Source organism: Shewanella spartinae (genome assembly GCF_019457555.1).
Lineage (GTDB): Bacteria > Pseudomonadota > Gammaproteobacteria > Enterobacterales > Shewanellaceae > Shewanella > Shewanella loihica.
This window is the reverse complement of the sequence record NZ_CP080418.1, coordinates 3831325-3856178: the sequence shown is the minus strand read 5'-3', so window position 1 is coordinate 3856178 and position 24854 is coordinate 3831325. Positions and strand designations below refer to the sequence as shown.

At 56.4% G+C, this 24854-nt stretch carries 20 protein-coding genes; 6 read left to right on the top strand and 14 right to left on the bottom strand.

The features are described from left to right. Positions 1 to 117: 117 nt before the first annotated feature. The gene (locus K0I31_RS16680; protein ID WP_011867010.1) at positions 118 to 378 is read right to left on the bottom strand and encodes a DUF5062 family protein; all 261 of its coding nucleotides are present in this window, start codon (positions 376 to 378) and stop codon (positions 118 to 120) included. A 218-nt stretch (positions 379 to 596) separates the two neighbouring features. On the opposite strand from K0I31_RS16680, the gene K0I31_RS16675 reads away from it, so the two are divergent. Both K0I31_RS16675 and K0I31_RS16670 read left to right on the top strand, forming a co-directional pair. Continuing rightward, positions 597 to 1007 (top strand): VOC family protein, encoded by a 411-nt coding sequence (locus K0I31_RS16675; RefSeq protein WP_220079103.1) that lies wholly within the window; start codon positions 597 to 599, stop codon positions 1005 to 1007. A 1010-nt stretch (positions 1008 to 2017) separates the two neighbouring features. Next, on the top strand, positions 2018 to 2254 hold the full coding sequence (locus K0I31_RS16670; RefSeq protein WP_220079102.1) for a hypothetical protein: 237 nt from the start codon (positions 2018 to 2020) through the stop codon (positions 2252 to 2254). A gap of 110 nt (positions 2255 to 2364) precedes the next feature. Here K0I31_RS16670 and K0I31_RS16665 read toward each other — a convergent pair whose 3' ends face one another. From K0I31_RS16665 to K0I31_RS16625, 9 genes are all read right to left on the bottom strand, one after another. Continuing rightward, positions 2365 to 2811 (bottom strand): GNAT family N-acetyltransferase, encoded by a 447-nt coding sequence (locus K0I31_RS16665; RefSeq protein WP_258406659.1) that lies wholly within the window; start codon positions 2809 to 2811, stop codon positions 2365 to 2367. A gap of 89 nt (positions 2812 to 2900) precedes the next feature. Continuing rightward, positions 2901 to 3398 carry a P-loop nucleotide/nucleoside kinase family protein gene (locus tag K0I31_RS16660; RefSeq protein WP_220079101.1) on the bottom strand — a complete coding sequence of 166 codons (498 nt, stop codon included), beginning with the start codon at positions 3396 to 3398 and terminating at the stop codon, positions 2901 to 2903. A 65-nt stretch (positions 3399 to 3463) separates the two neighbouring features. Continuing rightward, complete coding sequence (locus K0I31_RS16655) at positions 3464 to 4060, bottom strand: glutathione S-transferase family protein (protein WP_220059066.1); 597 nt, start codon at positions 4058 to 4060, stop codon at positions 3464 to 3466. 56 nt (positions 4061 to 4116) lie between these two features. Further along, positions 4117 to 4401, bottom strand: a complete 285-nt coding sequence (locus tag K0I31_RS16650; protein ID WP_220080915.1) for a hypothetical protein — start codon at positions 4399 to 4401, stop codon at positions 4117 to 4119. 529 nt (positions 4402 to 4930) lie between these two features. Then, positions 4931 to 5353, bottom strand: a complete 423-nt coding sequence (locus K0I31_RS16645) for a nitrate reductase cytochrome c-type subunit (protein WP_220079100.1) — start codon at positions 5351 to 5353, stop codon at positions 4931 to 4933. After that, positions 5350 to 6237: a quinol dehydrogenase ferredoxin subunit NapH gene (napH, locus tag K0I31_RS16640; protein WP_434086903.1), complete on the bottom strand. Its 888-nt coding sequence runs from the start codon at positions 6235 to 6237 to the stop codon at positions 5350 to 5352. The genes K0I31_RS16645 and napH overlap by 4 nt, the downstream gene beginning before the upstream one ends. Positions 6238 to 6245: 8 nt before the next feature. Beyond that, the gene (gene napG / locus K0I31_RS16635) at positions 6246 to 6977 is read right to left on the bottom strand and encodes a ferredoxin-type protein NapG (RefSeq protein ID WP_220079098.1); all 732 of its coding nucleotides are present in this window, start codon (positions 6975 to 6977) and stop codon (positions 6246 to 6248) included. Positions 6978 to 7035: 58 nt separating this feature from the next. Next, a complete protein-coding gene (napA, locus tag K0I31_RS16630) occupies positions 7036 to 9519 on the bottom strand; it encodes a nitrate reductase catalytic subunit NapA (protein ID WP_220079097.1) in 2484 nt (827 codons plus the stop codon). Continuing rightward, positions 9516 to 9785: a chaperone NapD gene (locus K0I31_RS16625; RefSeq protein WP_011867001.1), complete on the bottom strand. Its 270-nt coding sequence runs from the start codon at positions 9783 to 9785 to the stop codon at positions 9516 to 9518. The genes napA and K0I31_RS16625 overlap by 4 nt, the downstream gene beginning before the upstream one ends. 375 nt (positions 9786 to 10160) lie before the next feature. Here K0I31_RS16625 and K0I31_RS16620 point away from each other — a divergent pair, with 375 nt between their 5' ends. Beyond that, positions 10161 to 10739 carry a cytochrome b/b6 domain-containing protein gene (locus tag K0I31_RS16620; RefSeq protein WP_220079096.1) on the top strand — a complete coding sequence of 193 codons (579 nt, stop codon included), beginning with the start codon at positions 10161 to 10163 and terminating at the stop codon, positions 10737 to 10739. Positions 10740 to 10775: 36 nt separating this feature from the next. On the opposite strand, the gene K0I31_RS16615 is transcribed toward K0I31_RS16620, so the two are convergent. The 3 genes from K0I31_RS16615 to K0I31_RS16605 are packed head-to-tail and all read right to left on the bottom strand — an operon-like array spanning position 10776 to position 15185. After that, on the bottom strand, positions 10776 to 11954 hold the full coding sequence (locus tag K0I31_RS16615) for a lipocalin-like domain-containing protein (RefSeq protein ID WP_220080885.1): 1179 nt from the start codon (positions 11952 to 11954) through the stop codon (positions 10776 to 10778). Between the two features lie 20 nt (positions 11955 to 11974). Beyond that, positions 11975 to 14527 carry an ABC transporter permease gene (locus tag K0I31_RS16610; protein WP_220079095.1) on the bottom strand — a complete coding sequence of 851 codons (2553 nt, stop codon included), beginning with the start codon at positions 14525 to 14527 and terminating at the stop codon, positions 11975 to 11977. Beyond that, positions 14520 to 15185, bottom strand: coding sequence for an ABC transporter ATP-binding protein (locus K0I31_RS16605; RefSeq protein ID WP_220072281.1), 666 nt, complete (start codon positions 15183 to 15185; stop codon positions 14520 to 14522). The genes K0I31_RS16610 and K0I31_RS16605 overlap by 8 nt, the downstream gene beginning before the upstream one ends. Before the next feature lie 702 nt (positions 15186 to 15887). Here K0I31_RS16605 and K0I31_RS16600 point away from each other — a divergent pair. Next, entirely contained in the window at positions 15888 to 21194 is a 5307-nt protein-coding gene (locus K0I31_RS16600) for a PAS domain S-box protein (protein WP_220080884.1), read from the top strand. A gap of 197 nt (positions 21195 to 21391) precedes the next feature. Beyond that, complete coding sequence (locus tag K0I31_RS16595) at positions 21392 to 22411, top strand: response regulator (protein ID WP_220080883.1); 1020 nt, start codon at positions 21392 to 21394, stop codon at positions 22409 to 22411. Positions 22412 to 22546: 135 nt separating this feature from the next. On the opposite strand, the gene ygfZ is transcribed toward K0I31_RS16595, so the two are convergent. Beyond that, positions 22547 to 23515, bottom strand: a complete 969-nt coding sequence (ygfZ, locus tag K0I31_RS16590; RefSeq protein WP_220079094.1) for a tRNA-modifying protein YgfZ — start codon at positions 23513 to 23515, stop codon at positions 22547 to 22549. 376 nt (positions 23516 to 23891) lie between these two features. Between ygfZ and K0I31_RS16585 the strand changes: the two genes are divergently transcribed. Then, the gene (locus K0I31_RS16585; protein ID WP_220079093.1) at positions 23892 to 24791 is read left to right on the top strand and encodes a LysR family transcriptional regulator; all 900 of its coding nucleotides are present in this window, start codon (positions 23892 to 23894) and stop codon (positions 24789 to 24791) included. Positions 24792 to 24854 lie beyond the last annotated feature (63 nt).

The following is a 24854-nucleotide window of genomic DNA, read 5'->3' as shown; positions in this document are numbered from 1 at the left end:
ACTCCTTGTGCACTTAGGCTGAGGTGATGCTAGATCTATAGCTCATCTCGGCCCTCGCTGCCGGGAATCGGCCTAAGGCTTGATAGAGATCAATGGCTTCGAGCTTAGCGAGATATTTTACTCCTTGAGGGGATGCTCTTCGGGTAGCTGGCGGTGGATCCACAAAATCAGCTTGTGCTTCATGTTGGGGCCATCCTCCTTGTCGGTCGCCAGGGGCTGGATCAGCTTATCCTGCACCAGCAGGCGGTAGATACACTCTACCTTGTCTTTGGGGGAGATCCCCTTATCGAAATCGGCGAAGCCACGTTTCTTGGCGTAGCCAACGCCAATCTCCAGGGCCAGTTTTAACAGCTGTGCGTCGTGCTTACCGTGTTTCATCACCTATCTCCATGGAACCTGATAATGACAAGCTACGCCAATTTTGCGCTTAAGCCTACCGCCAATTATCCGGAGTGGGCGCTTGGCCAAAAATATTAGCTACAACTATCGGCTGCAACTGTTAGCCGAGACTAGCTAGCCACTGCTGTCAGTGACAATTAGCGGCGGGCTATACTCATGGGAGATAAACACAGGAGATAAGCAGAGGAGTGGCGACTATGTTAGCGATTTTGGGGATAGATCATCTGGTGTTTCGCACCACAGATCTGCCCGCCATGCTGGCCTTCTATCGGGGCGTGCTCGGTTGCGCCATCGAGCGAGAACTTCCCGAGGAGGGGCTGACCCAGCTGCGGGCGGGCAATGCGCTCATCGATATCGTCACCTGCGACAGCCCCCTGGGGCGACTCGGTGGTGGGCCGCCGCAGCAAGATGGCCGCAACGTCGACCATATCTGCCTGCTCATCGAGGCCATGGAGGAGCAGACCCTACTGGATTATCTCAGCGAGCAGGGCATCGCCACCCAAGGTTTTGCCAAAAGATACGGGGCCCAAGGGTTTGGGCGCTCCCTCTATATCCATGACCCCGAGGGGAATGTGGTGGAGTTGAAGTTGGCTAAAGGGGAGCCTTAGTCGCTCTCTATGGAACTGTTCCTCACCTTTGGTTTGGTGTCTATCACCGCGTTGTAGCGTTAACCCTTGCTTCATTTTGATGTTTTTGCATCTACCTGACTTAGGTACTTGGGTGGGAGCTTTGAACCATAGCCTCATGGTTTATCAATTGCTTGGCAGCAGGCTTTTCGTGCAGGTACTGCTGTGACACGCCGCAAGTACACTCCCTGTAGGCTCTACCGTGACATCCCTGTCACGGAAGGTCACAGCCGTACCTACACCAAGTTATCAATCTCTTCGATTGAGCTGCATTTGGCAGTTATCATCCTGTCAAAGCTAACTTGTTTATGAACACAGGCCCGTTAGGTTAACCGCTCTCAAATTTGGCTTTCGAATCAAAATTTCTGTGGGATAACGCCTGCCTTAATGGGCAAATACTGGTTGGCTATAATCCGGAGCGCAGCGTAGGAGCCAACCAGTGTTTTGTCCTGTTGAAGCGCTTGTTAGATGCGTGACTTAAGACTACGAATAAAGCCAACTAAACAACTTTAGAAAAAGGTAATAAAACACCGAAATTAAAGCAACTTTACCAACAAAAGAAATCAAATAATCAAAAGTAAAACCGACTACAATATCTATGCCTAGCGACCAGAAAATGCTCTGAGTAATACCCAATGCAACTGAAAGCGAAATTGCATTAATAAACCAATGTTCTGAGATATTAGAATTTTCCATTTCTTTATAAACACCAAAAGCATATAACAATTTATTCGTGAGACCTTGCAAGGTACGCTACCTTGTAAAGTAGGACACCAAGCATGAAATAAATGGGGGCAGAGTTAACTTTTTAAGGGACGTGATTGGAGCATTGTAGTTGGCTTTCATTCCCTGAATGGCGTGGTCGATGTTTGACTCGATTTGGCCTAGCTCTGTCCTTGATTGGTTACACATTAAGCTATTGGTCAGGTAGCAATCAACAAGTTCTGTCACATTTTTGTACGTTTTTTTCTTAAAAAGAATAACTTGTCTCAATGGCACTCAATGAGGCTAAATCGAAGATACGTTGGATACCGAGTGTAGATACGCCGGTGACCTTCGGTTTCAGGGATGAAACCGCAGAGCGGCCAGGGATGGCGCACAGCGTGTCACAGGCGTATCTGCACATAAGCCCACCGCAGGTGATAGATTGCCATGAAGGTGCGACCTTTAAATACACTTCGCCTATGACCATGACGCTTTGCGCTAATATTCAGTTTCTCAGACACTAATTACAACGTGTCTCCATATCCCCTCGCCAGGCAGGCGTTAGGTAGCAGTGAAGGTGCGACTTTCAATCACCTTTCCAAATACCAAACACAATCCCCATTCGGCCTAGCCATTACACCCCTTCTGCAATCTGCTCCCTCTGATAAACATTCGGATGCCAGATCTGCATGAGAATCTCGGGATTCTCGATTGGCTGAAATCCGTATTGGGCATAGAGCCCGTGGGCATCCCGCGTCGCGAGTACGATACGTCTTAGCCCCTGCAGATCGGGATGCGCGACTATGGTCTCCATCAGATACTTGCTTAGCCCCTTGCCTCTGTGGCTGGGCAGGATGAACACGTCCGCGAGGTAGGCGAAGGTGGCGCTATCCGTGATGAGGCGCGCGAAGCCGACCTGCTTGTTATCCTTGTCGAAAACCCCGAAACAGAGGGAGTTGGCAATGGCTCGTCTCATGGTCTCCTTGGGGATCCCCATGGCCCAATAGCTCTGGGAGATAAAGCCGTAGATGACATCGAAATCGAACGCATCCTTGTCTGTGGTGATGCTGTAGTCTGGAATCAAAGTGTTCTCCTTGCGCCATGGGCTTAAGTCGTTTAGTTAAGCAATTTAGTTAAGTAATTAAAATGAAGGGAAAGGTCTAATCTAACTTAGTCATCTCCTGCGACCAGCAAAATATTCAGACCTTCATAGTCAGTCGGAGGCTCAAAATATTGCGTCACCTGACGGAACACGGCTTCGTTATCGAAGCGGGCACGCTCGGGTTGCTCCTTGCGCCGCTTGTCTATTTGAGCCAAGCACTGCTGATCGCTGAGATCCAGATAGATGAGCTGATGCTCGCAAGCTAGCTCGTTGCAGAGCGAGAGAAACCATTGCCGCTGCTTTCTGGTGTTGGCGGGAAAATCCATCACCACGTTAGTGCCGACGTTTATCAGGCGGGCCACATGGTTTCTGATGAAGGGCTTGATGAGGCTTGAGTAGTGAATATAGTCATCAAACGACTCAATCTGATTGGGGAAGTGGGCTGCCAGCCATTCATCTTCCGACAATAACAGCGCCCCGTTTTCATTTGCGATTTGCCTTGCCTTGGTCGACTTACCCGCCCCCATTTTGCCGCAGAAAAAGAAGAGTTTTCCCTTATGTGTCATCTATTGTCTCTTATCCGTTTCGGTCACAGCCACTTTAAACGACAGCCACACTAGGTACAGTCACATTAGGCCATCGCCACATACTTGGGATGCGCGGCGATGCGCTTAAGCCAGGCTTGAATCGCCGGGTAGTGGGTAAGGTCGAAACCGCCTTCGTGGGCCACATGGGTGTAGCCATACAGAGCGACGTCGGCCGTGGTCAGCTGCTCGCCGGTTAAATAGGGTGTCTCTTGCAGCTGGGCTTCCATTACCGCCAGCGCCTTGTGGCCGCCTTGCTGTTTCGACTCATAGTCGGCGCGGCGATCGTCTGGCAGCCCGAGATATTTGGCGATAAAGCGTGCCACGGCGATATAGGGTTCATGGCTGTATTGCTCGAAGAACTGCCACTGCTGCACCTTGGCAAGGGCAAAGCTGTCTTGGGGAAGGAGTTCGCTGCCGGCGGCGAGGTAGTTTAAGATGGCGTTGGATTCTGATAGGCATCGGCCATCGTCCAGTTCGAGCAGGGGGATCTTGCCGTTGGGGTTCTTGGCCAGAAACTCGCTATTGCCGGTATCGCCCGCGAGAATATCCACATGAATCCATTCATGTTCAATACCCAGCAGGGCGCACAACAACTTCACCTTGTAGCAGTTACCAGACTGCAGATCTCCGTAGATTTTCACACATACTCCTTATGTCATTCGCGCCTGCTAAACAGACGCTGTTTTGAACTCGCTAATTACAAAGCACCCGAGGGCGGATCATCGCCAGCCGGGTCACCAGACTCCTGCTCCCGTTTAACCTCTTCCTGTTTGATATGCTGTAGTTTCTTGATCTCACTTGGCGGTATGGGAAACAGCGAAATTAAAGGGAACAACGCCAAGGCGAGATAGGCCCCGGCGGGCATCCCCTTGGCCCAGCCTACTAGCCTAGCCAATCCCCACAGAAGCAGGATAAAGAAAAAGCCTGCCACGAAATAGCATAACAGCGGCTCCCAGCCACCTAATCGCCCAACAAATTCCATTTGCCTAACCTATCAATTCATCGTCTTAATTTAAATGGGTGTGAAGCAGGAAAAATCAACCGGGTTAAATACCCAAGCAAAGACAGCAACAGATGAAGTTAAATCGAAGAGACGTTAGATACAGGTGTAAGCACACTTTTGGCTCTCGGCGGCATGGACGCCGCCGTGAAGCCTCCAGGGACGGAACCTCGGCGTGCCAAAAGAGTGCTTGCACAACCCCAGCCGGGCAGGCGTTAGGTAACAGCGAAGGTGCGACCTTCAAATCTACTAAGCCAATGATAGCGACTCTCAGTGATACCAATCTAAATAGCGAACATTAGTCCTTGAGGTGTTGTCACACATCCCCCGCCGGGCAGGCGTTAGATTGCCATGAAGGTATGAACTGAAACTGACCAAGATAAGTCACAATGCCGCCTACACTAAAAACCGTAACACCATTGCCGCCAGGCAATAAAAAACCACCCATTATCGGGTGGTTTTTTGTTTGCAGCGTCAAATGTTCAAGTCTGCAAGACTCGAACTTCAACTCCTATTGATTCGAGAAATTATTCTCAACCAACTTCTGCTTGTTTTCCGCCTGTGGCACGTGGCACTGAGTACAGTTGAAATACTCATAGTTGAGCTTGTTGTCGGCCAGGATGTGCGATGCGTGGATCTCGGTCGCTTTCATGCGCTTGGCTTTTTCTGGGCTGTGACAGGTCATGCAGCCATTCTTCTTGATGCTGATCTGATAGTCCGCCTTGTGGGGGATCAGCGGTGGCTGGTGGACGAAGCCACGCTCGATGGCCTGACCCTTCTTAGGATAGGTCGGCATCTCGTCGGCCGCGCGAACCGCGGTGATCTCGCCTTTTCCGAGTGAACTGATGTTCACGGGTTCCGCCGCAGGTTTGCTTTGCTGACCGGAACAGGCACCTAGCGCCATCAGCGCGACTAAAGTGAGTACTTTTTTCATTGGTTGTTCTCCGCCTTTAGGGCAATTCGATTTTGATACTGGAAAACGCGTTGGGCGCAAACATCGATACATCGGCCGCACTGGGTGCAATCGCTGTCGACTATCATGGGGTTGTCGCCCTTGAGGGCGGGCTTCAACACCTGCCGCTCTGGGCAGACCTCGAAGCAATCCATGCAGTTGTCGCATGCACTGGCATTGACCGCAGATACCTTGACCGGGCTCGCCTTGCCCAGCAGGGCAAACAGCGCGCCTGTGGGACACAGGTGACCACACCAGGCCCGTTCACTGATGAAGAGATCCAGCAAGAAGATCATCGCCAGTATCCACAGGCCGCTACCGGCACCAAACAGCAGGGCGCGATAGAGGATAGGCACTGGGTTGACCCACTCCCACACTGTGATCCCTGTGACCAGGGGCAGTAACAGCACCAGGGCCAGCAGGTAGTAGCGCAGGTTTCTAGGCATCTCGGCGGTGCGGGGCAGACGCAGCTTGCGCCTTAGCCAGCTCGCAGCATCGGTGACCAGGTTGACCGGGCAGACCCAGCTGCAGAACACCCGTCCACCCGCAAGCAGGTAGAAGAGGGCGATAAGCAGCGCGCCGACAAGCAGCGCGGTCTCGGGTAGGTGTCCCGTCATCAGCACTTGCAGGGTCACAAGGGGATCCGACAGGGGCACTGTGCCCAGTAGTTCGCTGGAAGAGAGATTGCCTTTGAGTACCCAGAGCCCCATCCAGGGGCCGATGGCAAAGGTGAGCAGCACACACAGCTGACTGGCACGGCGCAGGAACAGGAACTTGTGGGCGCGCCACCAGCCGAGTTCATCTATTGCCGCCTGAGCGAAACGTGTCTGATCCGCACCTGGCGTCTTCATCTTCGTATTACTCATGCCGTTTGTCATAGTGTGAGCCCCTTGTTTAACATCTCAAGCGTGGTCTCTTCGGTGTTGATATAGGTATCGTGGGTTGCCGTCTTTCCGAGCGCGATATGGGCAGGCAATACCTTGATGGCCGCCTCTTCCAACACGCAGGCATGTTCACACTTGCCACAGCCGGTACAGGTGTCGCTGTTGACCGTGGGCAGGAACATGGCGTGGTGGTCGCTGCGTTGGTTGTGCTGCCGCTCGAGCGTGATGGCGTTGTCGATCAAGGGGCAGACGCGGTAACAGACGTCACAGCGCAGCCCCTTGAAGTTGAGGCAGTTTTTCTCGTCGATCAGTACCGCTATCCCCATCTTGGCCTCGTCAATATTGGTCAAGGCGTGATCCAGCGACCCAGAGGGACAGGCCTTCACACAGGGGATATCCTCGCACATCTCACAGGGCACGCTGCGCGCCGTGAAATAGGGCGTGCCCGTCGGCGCCCCCTCAAACCAGCGTGCCAGTTTCAGGGTGTCGTAGGGGCAGGCCTGTACGCAGAGTCCGCAGCGTACACAGGCCGACAAGAAATCTTGCTCATCTAACGCGCCAGGCGGTCGAATCGCCATAGGATCAAGGTGCGAGGATTGCTTGGCAACCCCACTGACGCCCAATCCCAAGAGGCCCATGGCGCAGCCTGCCTTAGCCGTAGTGGCTAAGAACTGGCGGCGATTGACCCCCTTGGCTTTGCTATTGCGATTGACCTGGCTCATATCTAGCTCTTCATATCTGATGTTTGACTCAAGCGATTAAAGGGTTCGATGAACCGCTTTAGGCTTTCATCACTTTTACCGGACACTTCTTGAAATCCGTCTCTTTAGAGAGGGGATCCGTGGCGTCCAGTAACAACTTGTTGACCAGTTGGCGCGCGTCGAAGAATGGCATAAATACCACGCCTCGTGGCGGTTTGTTCCGGCCTTTGGTTTCAACACGTGTCTTGACTTCACCGCGAGGCGAGGCCACGACCACTTCATCACCACGCTTAAGACCACGGGCCTTGGCGTCGTCCGGATGCATGAAGATCTGTGCATCTGGGTAGGCGCGGTACAGCTCGGGTACGCGGGCGGTCATAGACCCTGTATGCCAGTGCTCGAGCACGCGGCCCGTCGACATCCAGAGATCGTATTCTGCGTTAGGCTCTTCCGCGGCAGGCTCGTAAGGCAGGGCGAAGATCACCGCCTTACCGTCTGGCTTACCATAGAAATTATAGCCTTCGCCGGCTTTGACATAGGGGTCGCTACCTTCGACGAAGCGGCGCAGCGTCTCCTTGCCTTCGACCACAGGCCAGCGCAGGCCGCGGGTCTCGTGGTAGGTGTCGAAGTCGGCTAGGTCGTGGGCATGGCCGCGACCGAACTGGGCGTACTCCTCGAAGATACCCTTCTGCAGGTAGAAGCCGAAGGCTTCCGACTCGTCGTTCAGGTCGCCCTTGCAGTCTGAGGTTGGGAACTTGTTGATCACCCCGTTGGCAAACAGCACCTCAAAGAGTGTCTTGTCGGCGTATTCAGGCTTCTTGGCCACCAGCTCGGCGGGCCAGACTTCTGATACCTTGAAGCGCTTAGAGAACTCAACCAGCTGCCATAGGTCAGACTTGGCGCCTTCGGGTGCCTTCACCTGCTGGTGCCACATATGGGTGCGGCGCTCGGCGTTACCATAGGCACCTTCCTTCTCGACCCACATGGCGGTCGGCAGGATCAGGTCGGCGGCCATGGCGGTAACCGTTGGATAAGGATCCGAGACCACGATGAAGTTTTCTGGGTTACGGAAGCCTGGGTAGATCTCATCGTTGATGTTAGGACCGGCCTGCATGTTGTTGGTACACATGGTCCAGTAACAGTTGAGCTTGCCATCTTTGAGCATGCGGCTCTGCAGCACGGCGTGGAAGCCTGGCTTAGGCGGAATCGTGCCCTCCGGCAGCTGCCACAGCTTCTCGGTGACGGCTCTGTGCTTAGGATTGGCCACAACCATGTCGGCCGGCAGACGGTGGGCGAAGGTACCCACTTCACGGGCGGTACCACAGGCAGAGGGTTGACCCGTCAGCGAGAAGGGGCTGTTACCTGGGGTGGCTATCTTACCGGTCAGCAGGTGGATGTTGTAGAGCATGTTGTTGGCCCACACACCACGTACGTGCTGGTTGATACCCATGGTCCACAGGCTCATGATCTTCACGCTTGGATCGGCGTAGGCCTTGGCCAGGGTCTCGAGTTTTTCGGGCTCGACGCCACTCTTCTTGGCGGCATATTCCAGGGTGTAGGTGCTGACGAACTTGGCGTACTCGTCGAAGCTGATGGCGGTAGACTTGCCGTTGCCTGGGTTCTTGGCCTTCTTCTCCAGCGGATGATCTGGACGCAGACCATAGCCGATGTCTGTGGTGCCCAGGGCAAACTTAGTATGCTTGCTGACGAACTCCTTGTTCACCGCGCCGTTCTGAATGATGTAGTTGGCGATGAAGTTGAGGATCACCAAATCAGACTGAGGACGGAACACCATAGGATTGTCGGCGAGATCGAAACTGCGGTTCTCGAAGGTCGACAGCACATGCACGCGGCTGTTTGGCTTGCTCAGGCGGCTGTCTGACAGGCGTGCCCACAGGATTGGGTGCATCTCGGCCATGTTGGCGCCCCAGAGCACAAACTGATCGGCGGCTTCTAGGTCGTCGTAGCAGCCCATGGGCTCGTCGATACCGAAGGTACGCATAAAGCCACCTACGGCAGAGGCCATACAGTGACGGGCGTTTGGATCTATGTTGTTGGTGAGGAAACCAGCCTTGTGCAGCTTAGAGGCGGCGTAGCCTTCCCATACCGTCCACTGGCCAGAGCCGAACATGCCGACGGCGGTAGGGCCCTTGGTCTTGAGGGTGTTTTTCCACTTCTCGGCCATGGTGTCGAAGGCCTTGTCCCAGCTAACCGGGGTAAACTCACCCTCTTTGTCATACTGGCCGTCCTTCATGCGCAGCAGCGGCGTGGTAAGGCGGTCTTTACCGTACATGATTTTGGATAGGAAGTAGCCCTTAATACAGTTAAGGCCCTTGTTGACCGGACTTTCTGGATCGCCCTTGGTGGCAACGACTTTGCCGTTATTGGTGCCGACCAAAACGCTACAGCCCACGCCGCAGAAACGGCAGGGGGCCTTATCCCACTTGATGTTGTCATTCTGCTCAGCGGCTTCAACGATCTTCACTGGCAGAGTGACGCCAACCGTGGTCGCAGCGGCAACTGCGGCGTTGGCTTTTAGAAACTCGCGACGGCTAATGCTCATGGTGTTTCCTCACTCTTTTCTTCTATTGGTTCAACTTGGTGATAGACAAGACTGCTTGATAACACCCCGCTAAGGGCGTTGATGGCTTCGACGTTATCGAGGATCGCACCTTGGGTGGCCCCCTCCAGGGTAATGATGAACTTACCCTCGTCGGTGACGGCGTGAATATCGGCGCCCGCAAGGGCGTTGATATCCTCTGTAACTTTTGCGACCTGGCCGGGGGCGGCGTGTACCACCAGGCTGGTCACATGATATTCCTGTGTCATGGGTTAACCCTTCTGTGGCGGCCTTGCTTCCCGGGATATTGGCGATATTTAGGGGCTTGGCCGCATTAGGATAGGATTCAGTCTAATCCTTGCTTTTGATAGGGGTATACCTCTTGAGAGGTAACTGGAGCTTTTGTAGATCGAGATCAAAGTTTTTCGTGTGACCTGCCTCTCAGTTCGAAATTTAAACAGTTTTTAGGGCTGGACAACTTAGGTTTTTAAACACCTTAACAGTCGTTAATTTGCTCAATTTGGCATCGGGGCGTATAACCAAAAGAGGGGCAAAGGTGATATCTGCTCCTGCGGTGAAAGCCCAAGCTTAGTTGGGCTGGCGCTAATTTAGTGATTTGGGTTTTGCCCGGGAGGGAGCTAGCTATGACACAGGAAAATACGCGGGAGATCCCCGTATGGGATCTGTTTATTCGTCTGTTTCATTGGTCATTGGTGCTGCTGTTTACCCTGACCTATCTCACCGAGGGGGAGGATGAATGGATGCTGGTGCACAGCTATGGCGGCTATATCATCTTAGGTATATTGGCGCTGCGCATTATCTGGGGGCTGGTGGGCACTCGATATGCCAGATTCAGCAGTTTTGTCAGGCCTCCGGCCCAGGCGATGGAGTACCTCAAGCAGCTCTTTGCCGGCAGGGCGAAAGACTATCTGGGTCATAATCCCGCCGGCGGCCTGATGATAGTTGCGCTGATCGCCTGCGTCTCGCTGACGGCGCTGACCGGCATGGCGCTCTACGCCACCACAGGCCATGGCCCGCTGGCCGCCACCTTTGTGGCCTCCTGGCCCGATGGCGCGCTGGAGGAGGTGCATGAGTTTTTCGCCAACGTTAGCCTGACGCTGATTGTGGTGCATATCGCCGGGGTGATTGTCGGCAGCCTGGCCCACCGGGAGAATCTGGTGCGGGCCATGTGGACCGGCAAGAAACGCAGGCCGCTGCCTTAGTCAGAATTTCCCCTTTTCGCTAGGGCGCACTTAGAGCTAGTAGCCGGTCAGCTCCATATAGCCTTGGCCTCGATGGGAGCCGCTCACCTGTATTGGGCCCTCCCAGTAACGCACGCTCAGCGGCATCAGGCTGTCTGGATTGAGGGGCGAGATGTTGAGGTTCAACTGCTCGCTGGGGATGGCTATCTGCCAGGCGATGGGGTAGTTGGCCCCATCTATCTTCTGCCAGTCGGTTGCTTTCATCGTGATGCCACTGCTTTTTATGTTGCGGCCGCTGCCGTCGGCGAACATGCACCGCGCACTGTAAAAGTTCCTATCTTGTGATCTGAGCTGAAACAGCATCAGGGTAGAGGCATCGTCGAGGCGCAGGGCGAACCAGTCCCAGCCCTGCTGCTGACGGGTGAGAAACTGCGAGCTCCACTCCCTGTCCAGCCAGCCCTGCCCGCTGACGCGGCGAACTTTGCCATCCAGGGTGACACTGCCGGTGATCTCGATGAAGGGCTGACTGTAGTAGTAGGAGGCCACCTCGCCATCCGCGCTCTTGATGCTGTAGCCCTCATCCCCCTGGCGCTGCAACGGCGCGCCGCTACTCAGCGTTAACTGATAGCTAAAGTCGTCGCTGTTAACCGTTAGTGTCGCCGGAAACAGATCGTCTCCTTCGCTCTGCCAGCGCCAGTCATCCAGGGCTATGGTGAGCGGTGAGGCTTTTGTCCCCGCCAGCTTGGGGTGGGCCCGAGACCAGCGCTCACTCGCCTTATGAGTCTCGCTGGTGGTGACCGCGCTGTGGGCCATGTAGAGCTGCTTGGTTGCCCAAGATGTTTCTGGCTTTGGTTTCTCTGGCTTTAGTTTCTCTGGTTTTGGCGTTTCTGAAGTCGGTGACTCTTTTGTGCCAGGAGACTGTGATGACTCGAGTGAACTAGGTGAGAGAGCGATGCGAAACTGGGTCCATTGCAGCCCCAGCGATTCGCCTGACTCTGTGGTGAGGTTGGCGGTGAGATACCACCACTCCTGTCTGAAGTCGTCGTGGGCCAGATGATCTTTAGGGAAGCTAAGTGGTTTTCCCGGGATCACCTTGGCGTAGCCGCCAGACGTTGAATCAGAACCAGAAGCTGAGCCCATGAGGTCCCCCATGCCTTTAGACTCCTGTTTGGGCGAATCGCAGCCCAGCAGCATAAGGCTAGGTAGCAAGAGGGCCGTTAGCATTAGTGCGATCATTCCAAGGTGTTGCCGGCTCGTCATATGACCTCCCGTTGCAGGCTCGACACCAGGGGGCGTCTGGTTTGTTGATAGAGGGGGAAGGCGAGTGCCAGCGTGCTGGCCAGCAGCGCCAGCCCCACCAGCTCGAGGTAGGCGAGCCAGTCCCACACCATGGCGATGGTCCAGCCGAAGGCCTGCAGGGTCACCTTATGGATCAGCAGGTACCCCAGCAGGGCGCCCGTCGGCAGGGCCACCAGACAGGTGAGCAGCACCATGAGCAGCATCTGGCCAACCACCAGCCACACCAGCTGACGACGATTGACCCCCAGGGCGTAGAGGCGCGCGATAGGTGCCAGGCGCGCCTGGGTCAACATGTAGCAGGCGCTGAACAGGCCGATGGCGGCCACCATCAGGGTCAGGCTGTTAAGCACCTGGGTGATGGAAAAGGTGCGCTTGAACATGGTGATCGCCTGGGCCTTGATCTTCTCCTGGCTGTAGACCAGCGCGTCTGGCAGTTGGAAGCGCGTCTGTATCTGCTGGCTAAACCTAGTCACGTCAGTGCTCAGGGTGAGGGCCAGACTCAAGGGCGTCTCACCAAGGTTAGCCCTGCGCCACAGAGATGGCGGGATGATCACCTCGCCGTAGGGATTACCGTAATCATAATAGATGGCGCCTATGGTGAGTTCGGTCTCGCCCAGGGCCGCAATACGTATCTTATCCCCCAACTGCTTGCCCTGCTTGATGGCGAAGGGCTCGCTAACCAGGGCGAGTGGCTTAGGCTCGGGATCCGCCGAGAAAAAATCTCGCCAGAGATTCTGCTTCGCCTGCTTGATGATGGTGGTGTGCTCGATGGAGTAGGGATCCCGGGTCAGCAGGAAGATGGGCGTCTGTTGGTAGTGACTCTTGAGCAGCCATTGCTTGTAGAGGCCGGTCACCTCGGGGGCCTGGCTCAGCATCTTCTCCACCTCGTCCATCTGGCTGGCGGGCGGGCGCAGGTAGAGCTGGGCATGGAGCCTGGCGTCCAGCCACTGCTTGAGGGTGATCTCGAAGCTCCCCACTAGGCTGTTCATGGCGATATTGGCGGTTAGCGCCAGTAGCATAGCCATCATGGCCAGCGACAGCGGCGCCAGCAGCTCCCGAGTCTCGCTGATCTGATAGCCGATAAGCCCCTTGGGGCTGATTCTCTGTAGCAGGCCGATGAGCTGCCTGAGCAGATAGGGCAGGGCCAGGGGGATGGCGATCACCACCAGACCCAGCAGCGCCATGGTGAATCGGTAGTCTTGGCTGAGCGGCATCAGGATAAGGGTCATGATGCCCAGCATGCAGGCCAATAGCATGAGGCGATTCTGCGCCAGTTGGCTGCTGCGCTGCTGACTGAGCTGGCCGCTGCTCTGGGCGAGGGGTTGATTGAGCAGCTCTCCCAACAGGGAGCCGCAGGCCAGCAGGGCGGCGATCAGGGTCAGCAGGCTAGCCTGGGCCAGCCACTGCCAGCGCCAGCTTCCCGGCAGTATGTTAGCGCCATAGAGCTGCTCCAGGGTGACAGACACCATAGGCTGCAACCAGAAGCTCAGCTGTAGCCCGAGGATGAAGCCGATGAGTGAGCCCAGCAGCACCAGTAGGGTGAGCTCCTGCCCCAGGGCGAGCATGATGGCGGCGCGGCGCACGCCCTGTTGCTGCAGCTGGATGATCAGCCGTTTACGTTTGAGCAGGCTGTAGCGCACGCCGTTATAGGCGATAAACAGGCCGACGATAAAGGCCAGCAGGCTCATGGCGGTGAGGTTGAGGTGAAAGCTGTTGGTGAGGGCCTTCATCGCCTCGCCGTTATCGCTCTCCACCAATTCGCCCCGGCCGCTGAGTAAGGATGTAAGAAGCTGCTGTTGACGTTCGCCGGGCGGGTCAAACAGGGCGATATAGCTTAGCTCGCCCGGCTTGCCTAGTAGCTGCTGGGCTAGGGAGATATCCATCAGCAGGCGATCGCCTAGCTGGTAACTCTCATCGACCGCCACCACCTTCAGACGCATGCCATTGAGGCTGAGCCAGGGCTCTGGCTGTCGCTTGGCGTTGGCCTCACTCATCACCACAATTGGCTCGCCCGCCAGCATGGCCGCCAGAGGCAGGGGGCCGCTCATGGGCACCTTGTTCTTTGATGGCTTGTCTGTTTGCGGCTTGTTTTTACTGTTTGGCGCTAAGGCGGAGAGGGCGGCGATAAGATCGCTGCCTGTGACTTGCCAGCGGTGCTGGGCGCTATCCAGGGCCGAGCCTTGAAGCACCGCCAAGCTGTGGTGGAACCCCTGGGCCCTGAGATCAAAATAGAGGTTCTCAGAGAGAGGCTTGCCCGGCAGCGGGGTGACAAGATTGCTGGCCTGGCCGCTCAGTAGCTCGCTGGCCTGGGCATAGCTGTCGATGGCGCTCTCGTTGGTGGCCCTGACGCCGGTCAGCAGGGTGACCGCGAGCACTATGCCGATCAGTATCGCCCCCGCCTGCAGCGGTGCCTTCTTATAGTGGGCGGCGAATACCCTGAGGGTGAGGCGGGTGGCGCGCAGCAGCGGCTTTACGCCGCCCGCCTGACGGTTAACAACTAGGCTACTCATGCACCCGACCAAGATCCAGGTGCCAGCGGCGCTGCATGAAGGCGGCGCACTCCATGGAGTGGGTCACCATTAAGATGCTGGTGTCGTGCTCGGCCGCCAGGGTGCAGATAAGCGCCATCACCTCCAGGCTGGTGGTCTGATCCAGGTTGCCCGTGGGTTCGTCCGCCAGCAATAATGCTGGCTTGTGGGCCAGGGCCCGGGCGATGGCCACCCTTTGCTGTTGACCGCCAGACAGGGCCTCCACGTGACGCTTGAGCAGGGGCCTTAGCCCGAGTGCGTCGACCAGGTGATCGCACCAGGCGTTCCAGCCGTCTCCCTGAAGGTGCAGGGGAAAGGCGATGTTGTCTTCGACATTGAGCGGGGTGAGCAGGTTAAATTGCTGAAAGACGACGCCCAGCTGGTGGTGTCTGAACTGGCTCCAGCGGCTGTCGTCCCAGGTTCGGGTATCTTGGGTTAATAGGGTGAGGGCGCCACTGCTAGGGCGCTCGAAACCGGCGATGATATTGAGCAGGGTGCTCTTGCCGCTTCCGCTCGGGCCTGTGAGGGCAACCGTTTCGCCGAGGGCGAGCTCTAGGTCGAGCCTGTCCAGCACCAGGTGAAACTTATCGCCGTCGTTAAAGCCCTTTGAGATCTCGCTGAGGGTCGCGACACTCGTCATTGCCAGTCCTTATCCTTTGATCGCCCAAGCGCTGAAGTTGGCTTGCGGCAGGCTTTCCATTAAAGCCATAGCCCATTAAACCCATAGATAACCCTATCGATAGCAGATTGCAACTGCCAACCAGAGCCAATAGACAGGGTTATAATTAAATACCAATCGTAGTAAGTAACTGATCATTTTAGCTTGTTAAAATGCCCGATAACGGCGTTAGTATTTTTGATTGTAGAATAACTACTTATCAAAAAATTTGCATTGTTCTCGAACGTTTTTCCCGCGCTATTTCTGATCACTTATTTACCGTGATTGGTATTACTTACGTAGCGCCTCGAGCAAAGGATCTATCGTCGTGAAACCTCGTGCACTTGATGTTGGATTTTCACTTTCAGATGGCGGCTCAGGGGCTGGTGAAAAGCGGCTTATTTTTCACCTGTTTAACCGAGTGTTCGACCAAAGGTAAAGATCTCGCTAACTGGTTGATTGTCGATCGGCAAGGTGATTTAATGAGCAAGTATTTTTCTGGTTCATCATGAAGTTAGCAAGTTTTCACTATTTGAAGAGCAGAGTCTTTCGTGTCGGAAAACGGCCCCAGGCAGACACGGGAGTGGGTGAGTTTACCCGTTACTTAGTCAAGTCATGAAACTGGCGCTGAGTGGGTGAACCGTGGCAGGCCTGCGCGCCGCTAAGCCGATTGCACTGTGGAATATGGACATGAGCAGACTTCGTACCTTTCGTAGCCGGATAATCGTACAGATTGCCTTACCCCTTATCGCCATCATGGCCATGGTGTTGAGCCTGATCGCCTGGTTTAACTACCGGGCCGAAGAGAGCTACCTCTATGGCGATCTCGAAAAGCAGGCCGAGATGGTGGCCAGCCGGGTGCATCATTTTCTCTCCTTCGCCGAGAAGGATACCCGCACCTTTGCCGACCTCTTAGGCCAGATGAGTCGCGATCAGCTGCTAAGGCAAGATGGCGAGCTCAAGGCATTGCTGACCCGGCGCCTGGAGCGCCAAAGCGACTTCTATGCCAGCGCCATCGCCTTTCGCCCCAGCCTGACACCTAATCAGCAGCCCTATGCCCCCTATGTCTTCCGGGATCAGGACGGCGTGAAGTTCCTGGATATCGGCGCGGATAGCTACGACTATACCGACGGCCAATGGGCCTGGTGGAGCGAGGCGATAGACAAGCCTCAGGGCTACTGGTCGCTGCCCTATTTCGACGAGGGCGCCGGCAACATCTTGATGATCACCTTCTCTCAGCCCTTCGGCCCTTCGAGTCCCTATTGGGGCGTGGTGACGGTTGATCTGGCCCTGGACGCCCTGCCAGCCATGGCGGGGATCGATGCCGATCGCATGTTGGTGTTGGACGACAAGGGGCGGCTGATCTACCACAAGGATGCGCAGCTGCTGATGTCCCAGGGCACGGATAAGTGGCTCGCCGCATCAAATGACAACGGCGACTTCATCACCCTGCTCCAATCGGCTAAATCTGGTAACAGCCGCATGCTGGCAGCCGATGGTCAGGCCTATCTTGCCAGCGTGGGCGTGGTGCCTAAGCTCAACTGGCGGGTAGTGATCATGACCCAAGAGGACAAGCTCTCCCACCAGCTCTATATGGGGCTCTCCTCTCTGGTGCTGACCCTGCTGCTGATCTCCGCCGTGCTTTACCTGACGGGTTATCTCACCGCCAGACGCCTGTCACTGCCCATCGAGCGCCTGGCCGCCGGCATAGTGGCCTTCGGCGCCGGTAAGACCAAACATATCGAAGGTACCCGGGGCGCGGTGACCGAGGTGGAGACCCTAACGGATAAGTTTAACGAGCTGGCTGAGGTGCTGGCCCAGCGCGAGCAGGCGCTGCTGGATTCACGCGGCAATCGTTTCGCCAAGCTGATCGATGGCATGAGCGACAAGTCCTTCTACTGCTCGCTGGAGCCCGATGGTCAGATAGCCCAGGTCTCTGCCGGAGTCGAGAAGGTGTTGGGGGTCAGCCCGGATCTGCTCAAGCGTAAATATCAGCGGATGTTCTCCGACAACCCCATCAACGAGGCGAACTGGGAGTACATGGACAGCGCCCTGCAGGGCAATAGTGTGCCGCCCCATCAGGTGGAGATGATCGCCGCCAACGGCAGCGTGCGCCGCCTGGATCTCTTCATGCAGCCGCTGCTGGCGGACAACGGCGAGCTGCTCTCCATCGAGATGCTGTTTAACGATGTGACCGAACAGTTCTCGGCGGCGGCTTGGTCCAACGCCGTGCTGGAATCGGCGCCCGAGGCTATGTTGATCGTCGACGAGCAGGGCCAAGTCGTCTTCAGCAACAGTCGTTGCCAACAGCTGTTTGGCTTTGATGCCCAGCAGATGCTGGCGCTGAATGTCGATCAGCTGGTGCCCGACAGCGTTAAGCATCATGAGGCCTTAAGAGCCAAGTTTATCGGCGAAGGGGTGGATCGTCGCATGGGCCTGGGGCTGGGTAAGACCCTCAAGGCCAAGAAGGCCGACGGCAGCCTGTTTCCGGTGGAGATCAGCCTGGGGCTGCTGCCCGCCGACAGTGACGGCCTGCGCCAGGTGGCGGCCTCGATACGGGATATGACAGAAGAGCTGGCCACCGCCAAGCGGATCAAGGACAGCGAGAGTCGTTTCCGAGGCCTGGTGGGCAACATTCCCGGCGCCGTCTACCGCACCCGATTAGGCGAGCAGTGGGTGATGGAGTATGTCAGCGACAACATCGCCGAGATCACCGGCTATCCCGCCGCCGACTTTATCGAGAACAAGAAACGGGTCTTTGCCAGCCTGATCCTGGAGGCGGACAGGGTAGCCACCGACACGGCGATCAACAAGGGGATCGCCGAGCAGCAGAGCTTCGAGGTGCAATATCGTATTCAGCATAGGGATGGCTGCCTGCGCTGGGTACACGAGAAGGGTAAGGCCAGCTATGACGATGAGGGCAACGCCCTCTGGTTCGATGGCAGCATACAGGATGTTACCCAGAGCAAGCTGGCCCAGGAGAAGATTGCCCAGTCCCAGCAGCAGCTGGAGACGATCACTGAGTCGATCCCCAATACCGTTTATCAGCTGCGCTGGATAGCCAACGATCAGCGCTACTTCACCTTCCTCTCCCGCGCCTGCATCACCACCCTGGGCTTTCACCGGGATCAGCTGCTGGCGAACTTCGACCTGGTGGCCGATTGCATCATAGAGTCGGAGCGGGCCCGCATCATTCGCGCCCTCTCCGGCGAGAGCGCGTCGGGGCTCAAGTGGATCGAAGAGTTTCGCTACCAACACCCCACCGGCGAGCAGCGCTGGCTACAGGCGGGGGCTAGGGGCGATCGTCAGGACGATGGCAGCATAGTCTGGAACGGTTACCTGATGGATATCAGCGAGCGCAAGCAGATGGACAGGGAGCTGGCCAAGCGCGAGGCGCACTTCAGGGCCCTGTTCGATAACGCGGGTATCGGCATAGTCAATGTCGACGATCGCGGCGTCATCTTAGATTGCAACGAGCAGTTCAGCCAATATCTGCAGCTGCCGATCGAGCGTCTCAAGGGCAGTCTCTTCTTCGATTATCAGGACCCTGAGCAGGGGCTCGAGGCCAAGAACAGCTTTAAACACCTGATGAGCGACGGCGCCGACAGCGTCAAGTTGGAGATCCGCCTGCTCAACCAGGCTGGCGAGGCCAGGTGGATGGACGTCAACATGACGGGCCTGTCCGACAAGCAGGGGGAATATCGCTCCGCCGTGCTCTCCATGGCGGATATCAGCTCCCTCAAGCTGCTCTCCGAGGAGCTGACCCAGGCCAAGGATGTGGCCGACGCCGCCAGCAAGGCCAAGAGCGACTTCCTGGCGAACATGTCCCACGAGATCCGTACGCCGATGAACGCCATTATCGGCATGTCGCAGCTGTGTCTACAGACCAGTTTGGATAAGAAGCAGCAGAACTATGTGGAGAAGATCGACCGCGCCTCCAAGTCGCTGCTGGGGATCATCAACGACATCCTGGACTTCTCCAAGATAGAGGCGGGCAAGCTGGATATCGAGGCGGTGCCTTTCCAGCTCGATACCATGCTGGAAGATCTCAGCGACATGTTTTCGGTCAAGGCCGCCGACAAGCAGCTCGAGTTGCTGTTTGCCGTGGCGCCCAATATTCCCCGCCATCTGGTGGGGGATCCGCTGCGACTCAGTCAGGTGTTGATCAATTTGATGAACAACGCCATCAAGTTTACCGAGCAGGGCGAGGTGATGCTGTCGATCAGCCAACTGGTGCGCGAGGATGAGGAGATACTACTCAAGTTCAGCGTGCGCGACAACGGCATAGGCCTCACCGAGGAGCAGCGCGGCAAGCTGTTCCAATCTTTCAGTCAGGCCGACAGTTCCACCACCCGCAAGTATGGCGGCACTGGCCTTGGGCTGGCGATCTGCAAGCAGCTGGTGGAACTCATGGGCGGCGAGATAGGCGTCGAGAGTCAGTTCGGCAACGGCAGCACCTTCTTCTTCAGCGTGCGCTTCAAGGTCGCCGACAATCAGCTGATCAAGGTGGCCCACGAACTGGAAGGAATGCGGATTCTGGTGGCCGACGACAACGCCACCGCCCGGGATATTCTGCGCAGCACTCTCGAAAGCATGGGCTTTACCGTCGATACGGTGCGCAGCGGCGCCGAGGCGCTGAGTCGCTGTCAGGAGACCGACTATGGGGTGGCGCTGATCGATTGGCGCATGCCTGAGATGGACGGCCTGGAGACGGCGCGGCGACTGCTCAGCGAGCGCGCTAACCCGCCCAAGACGCTGATCGTCTCGGCCCATGCCGACGGTGATTTTATCGACAAGGCGGAGCAGGCGGGGATCTCGGGCTATATCACTAAGCCGATCAGCGCCTCACGCCTGCTGGACGGCATCATGTCGGCCCTGGGCAAGCAAGGCGCCATGCCAGTGCGGCGCAAGGGCAGCGAGGTAAGCCCCGCCTTGCTGGCGCAGCTTAAGGGCAAGCGCATCTTGCTGGTGGAAGACAACGAGATGAACCAGGAGGTGGCCAGTGAGTTCCTCGAGCAGGTGGGGGTGATCCTCTCGATTGCCGAGAATGGTCAGGTGGCGCTGGAGAAGCTCGCCATGCAGAGCTTCGACTTGGTGCTGATGGATTGTCAGATGCCGGTAATGGATGGCTATCAGGCCACGGCCGAGCTGCGTAAGCGTCCCGAGTTGGCAGATTTGCCTGTGATCGCCATGACGGCCAACGCCATGGCCGGGGATAAGGAGATGTGCCTGCGCGCTGGCATGAACGACCATATCGCCAAGCCTATCGAGGTGTCGCTGCTCTACAAGACGCTGCTGGAATATCTGGGGGATGACAGCCTAGTGATTGAGGAGACCAGCGCTGAGCAGACTCATCAGCACAGCCAGGATGCCTATTGGCCCCAACACCCGGCGCTGGATATCGACAAGGGGCTGCAGCTGGTGCAGAACTCGGCGCGTCTCTACCGACGGATATTCGAGCGTTTCTATACGGGTCAGTCCCGCTGCGCGGAGCTTATCGCCACCGCACAGCGTGAGGGCAAGCAGGAGGAGGCGGTGCGTTACGCCCACACCCTCAAGGGGGTGGCCGGTAACCTCTGCTGCCCAGAGCTGGTGACCCTGGCCAAGCAGGTGGAGCAGACTCTCAGCGATTCGATCGAGGCCGATGTGACTGAGGCGCTGACTCAGATGGGCGAGTTGTTAGAAAGCCTGTGTACCACCATAGGTGACTGGCTCAGTCAGACTGGGGCCGAGACGCTGCCACAAGAAGATGGCGCCGAGCCCGGGTCGGCTGCCTATGCGCCAGCCATGTCGGCCCAGGAGCTGGACGCCGCCATCAAGGAGCTGCTCAAGATGCTGGAGGAGGCAGACGCTGAGGCGGTGGAGAAGCTACAGGCGATCCGCGATCGTCTGCCAACCTCGCTCGCTAACAAGATAGCGCCGGTGCTCAACATGGTGAACGCCTATCAGTTTGACGAGGCGATCGAGCTGGTGGAGGAGATCTTTAGCTAGGCTTTACGCATGGCTAGGCTTTACGCAGTGACTAAGTGTGAGTGAGCTTGCTGATCGTGATAGTCGCTTGGGGCGTATGACAAAGAGGGATGGCAAGATTAGGCTGCGCGCCGCTTCGAAGGGCTGCGGGGCCTTAGGCGTGTAGGAACTATACTCAAACAGCTGAGTATCACAGGGTGCAACGGGAGAAGGGATTGATGGAGAAAGCCACGGTATTGGTTGTGGACGATACCCCGGAGAATATCGATATCTTAGTGGGTATTCTTGGGGATGAGTATAAGGTGAAGGTGGCGATCGACGGGCCTAAGGCGCTGGCGATCGCAGGCAAGAGCGCGCCTGACATCATCTTGCTCGACGTGATGATGCCGGGCATGAATGGCTATGAGGTGTGTAAGCGGCTCAAGCAAGAGCCTTTGACGGCGCACATTCCGGTGATCTTCGTCACCGCCCTGACCGACGTGGCCGACGAGACCCAAGGGTTCGAGCTGGGGGCGGTGGACTATATCACCAAGCCGGTCAGTGCCCCCGTGGTCAAGGCGAGGGTGAAGACTCATCTGTCGCTGTACGATCAGAAACGCCTGCTGGAGCAGGAGGTGAAGGCCAGGACGCGCGAGCTGGAGGTGACCCGGCTCGAGATCATCCGCCGCCTGGGCCGCGCTGCCGAGTATAAGGACAACGAGACCGGGATGCATGTTATCCGCATGAGCCACTACGCCCGTCTGCTGGCCCGCCAGGCCGGGATGTCGGAACATTTCTGTGAGCTTATCTATAACGCCTCGCCCATGCATGATATCGGCAAGATAGGCACGCCGGACGCCATTTTGAAGAAGCCCGCCAAGTTAGACGATGAAGAGTGGCGAGAGATGCAGCGTCACGCAGAGATAGGTGCCGAGATCATCGGCGAGCATCCGGATCCCATGCTGGAGATGGCGCGGCGCATCGCCCTGACCCACCATGAGAAATGGGATGGCTCGGGCTATCCTAAGGGGCTGAGCGGCGAAGAGATCCCCATCGAGGGGCGCATAGTGGCCATTGCCGATGTGTTCGATGCCCTGACCTCGATTCGTCCCTACAAACAGGCCTGGAGCGTGGAGGATACCCTGGCACTGATCGACCGCGAGGCGGGTAAACATTTCGACCCCGAGCTGGTGACCCATTTCAAGGCGATCGTCGATGAGGCGGTGAAGATCCGCGACAGCCATCAGGACAAGGAGTAGTCAGTTGGCTCTGAGCACTAGGCTCTGAGCATTAGGCTCTGATAATTAGGAACTGAGCATTAGGTACAGTGCCTTGAATATAGAGCCGTACATTAAAAAAGGCGCCAATGGCGCCTTTCTTCGTTAAATCTGAGCTTACTCTTCATCAAGAGAGTAGGGCAGTGGTGCTAGGGTGAGAACTGATGCCTCATCGCCCGCCACTCTCAGCTGAGCCGTCAACGGCGTATCGTTGGGCAGCACGGCACTCAGCAGCAGCTGACCGTCACGCTGCACGGCTTCTACAATGGTGCCGGCGCGGCGATAACCTTCATCATCTTCCAGTTTCATCTCGAGCTGGCTGTCGTCATCTATCGCCACACTGGCCGAGCCCTGGACGATATAGAGGGCGCGCTTGTTGCCGCCGCGATACTTCATGCGGGCCACGGTTTCCTGACCCATGTAGCAGCCCTTGGTGAAGCTGATGCCATCGACCGCCTGCACGTTACACATCTGCGGCACAAACTGGCTCTGATGACGGGCATAGATATTAGGCAGACCGGCGGCGATCTCGACCGCCTGCCAGGCGCTGAAGTCATAGATCGGCTGGTCTATCTTAGCTAGCAGATCAGCTTGGGTATCGCGCTTGACCGCTAAGATAAAGCGTTCGCCGTCTCTTAGGATGACGCCGCCTGGGATCTCGGTGAGCTCGGCTGTGGTCTCGCCAAAGGCCTGGGCTATCCAGGCTGGGGCCTGCTCGCCGCTGACGCCCAACAGGCACCAGTCGTCGCTGGCATCGACCAGTTCTGCCTTGCTGAACACGGCATATTTCTGCAGCTGCGGCAGATCCAGCGCCAGCGTCTCTCTTGGCATCATCATCAGCAGGGCGTCTTGATGGGCGAAGGTTCTGAAGCTTGCCAGCATCTTGCCCTTAGGATCGCAGTGGGCGCCCCAGCGCCACTGATCTGCTTCCAGGGAGGTGATATCTGTGGTCACCTGACCATGGATGAAAGTCCGTGCCTGCTCGCCAGTTACAGAGATAAGGCCGAGATGGGAGAGTTGGCTGAAAACGATGGCGGGTTGCGCCTCATTGAGGGGCCACTGAGGTTGAGAAACGGTAAGCGTCATATCATGTTCCTGGGCGAATGGGCAGATTTGGGGTTGCCCGGTTAAGGGCTCATTATCATCAATATAGGGGCGCGGGGAAAAATTTAAAGGGGCCAGAGGAGGAATCTTTCAAATGATTAAGGCTAATCTTTAAAATTATGATCCCTAAACGCTTTTGGTATGGCACGCTGACTCCAAGATGGGCCCAAGTAGCAGAGCCGCTGCCTGCGCGGCATCATATCCTATGCGCCGCCCAGGTTGCCTGGGTTTGGCGTTAAGGCCGGTGAGGAGGGATATTCTGCTAGTGGGAGTCGGTGCTAGTTGCTTGAAGTTTATTGAGATCTCTATGATGCTTCTATGAGCTGGATAAAAAAGCGTCAGTGTCCCGGGAGGCAGCATGTTAGTGAGTGTAGAGCGGTTGAAATATCTTAAGATGATCGTCGAGTTGGGCTCATTCTCGGCCGCCGCCAGACAGCTAGGTAAGAGTACCTCGGGCGTGACTCAGGCGATGGACGCCTTCGAAGATGATCTTGGGGTGACGCTATTTGAGCGCCATCAGGGTAAAGCGGTCAGCCTTACCAGCTCGGGCAAGAGCTTCTATCTGCAGGCGATGGAGCTTATTCCCCAGCTGGAAACCTTAGAGAAAAAGGCGCAGGCCTTACAGGCTGGCATAGAGGATGAGCTGAATATCGTTTTACACGGGTTAAGTTACTTTGGGTTTATCAGCGAGGCTATCAAGCTATTTAGGCAAAGCTTCCCTTCGGTTACCGTGAATCTTTTAGATATAGACAATCCTGATAGTCTATTTAAGGCGGATATTCGTATCTCTCTGGCACCTGTGGAGCGACAACGTAACATGCGCTCTGTGAACCTATTTTCGTTTATGTGGCAGTTGGTGGCCTCTCCGCAGCATCCGCTGGCAAGGATCAAGGGGGAGTTGACCCAGGCCGATCTGGCTGACTATACCCAGTTGATGCCATTTCCAAGCAAGTTGTTTGATCAGCAGCTCTTACATTCTTTGTTGTTTTCGGGGTCAGTGATGCAATGTGAGCGGCATTTTTATTACCTCACAGGTCTTATCGATGGCTTGGGCTTTGGTATCTTTCCCGGCGTGCTGGCGACACCTCTGATTAGTGAGGGTAAGTTAGTACCACTTGAGGTTGATGTGGCGGTCGACAAGTCAGGCTGGCCGATGGAACTGGCCTGGTCTGATTCTATCGGTCCGGCGGGTGACTACCTGGTGGAGTGCCTGCAGACCGAGGCCGAACGCTTCTGTGCCGGGCGCTCCGTGCTGTAACTGTTAAGCTTAACTTAAGTGTGCTTATTCGCGGCTCGATTCGAATCGCGGTTCAATAGCTCC

Coding starts and splice junctions, on each gene's coding strand:
- K0I31_RS16610 (WP_220079095.1), bottom strand. CDS start 14,527: ATGAGTAGCCTAGTTGTTAACCGTCAGGCGGGCGGCGTAAAGCCGCTG.
- K0I31_RS16585 (WP_220079093.1), top strand. CDS start 23,892: ATGTTAGTGAGTGTAGAGCGGTTGAAATATCTTAAGATGATCGTCGAG.
- K0I31_RS16595 (WP_220080883.1), top strand. CDS start 21,392: ATGGAGAAAGCCACGGTATTGGTTGTGGACGATACCCCGGAGAATATC.
- napH (WP_434086903.1), bottom strand. CDS start 6,237: ATGAGTAATACGAAGATGAAGACGCCAGGTGCGGATCAGACACGTTTC.
- K0I31_RS16600 (WP_220080884.1), top strand. CDS start 15,888: ATGGACATGAGCAGACTTCGTACCTTTCGTAGCCGGATAATCGTACAG.
- ygfZ (WP_220079094.1), bottom strand. CDS start 23,515: ATGACGCTTACCGTTTCTCAACCTCAGTGGCCCCTCAATGAGGCGCAA.
- K0I31_RS16670 (WP_220079102.1), top strand. CDS start 2,018: ATGGCACTCAATGAGGCTAAATCGAAGATACGTTGGATACCGAGTGTA.
- napA (WP_220079097.1), bottom strand. CDS start 9,519: ATGAGCATTAGCCGTCGCGAGTTTCTAAAAGCCAACGCCGCAGTTGCC.
- K0I31_RS16660 (WP_220079101.1), bottom strand. CDS start 3,398: ATGACACATAAGGGAAAACTCTTCTTTTTCTGCGGCAAAATGGGGGCG.
- napG (WP_220079098.1), bottom strand. CDS start 6,977: ATGAGCCAGGTCAATCGCAATAGCAAAGCCAAGGGGGTCAATCGCCGC.
- K0I31_RS16625 (WP_011867001.1), bottom strand. CDS start 9,785: ATGACACAGGAATATCATGTGACCAGCCTGGTGGTACACGCCGCCCCC.
- K0I31_RS16650 (WP_220080915.1), bottom strand. CDS start 4,401: ATGGAATTTGTTGGGCGATTAGGTGGCTGGGAGCCGCTGTTATGCTAT.
- K0I31_RS16615 (WP_220080885.1), bottom strand. CDS start 11,954: ATGATCGCACTAATGCTAACGGCCCTCTTGCTACCTAGCCTTATGCTG.
- K0I31_RS16680 (WP_011867010.1), bottom strand. CDS start 378: ATGAAACACGGTAAGCACGACGCACAGCTGTTAAAACTGGCCCTGGAG.
- K0I31_RS16620 (WP_220079096.1), top strand. CDS start 10,161: ATGACACAGGAAAATACGCGGGAGATCCCCGTATGGGATCTGTTTATT.
- K0I31_RS16645 (WP_220079100.1), bottom strand. CDS start 5,353: ATGAAAAAAGTACTCACTTTAGTCGCGCTGATGGCGCTAGGTGCCTGT.
- K0I31_RS16605 (WP_220072281.1), bottom strand. CDS start 15,185: ATGACGAGTGTCGCGACCCTCAGCGAGATCTCAAAGGGCTTTAACGAC.
- K0I31_RS16675 (WP_220079103.1), top strand. CDS start 597: ATGTTAGCGATTTTGGGGATAGATCATCTGGTGTTTCGCACCACAGAT.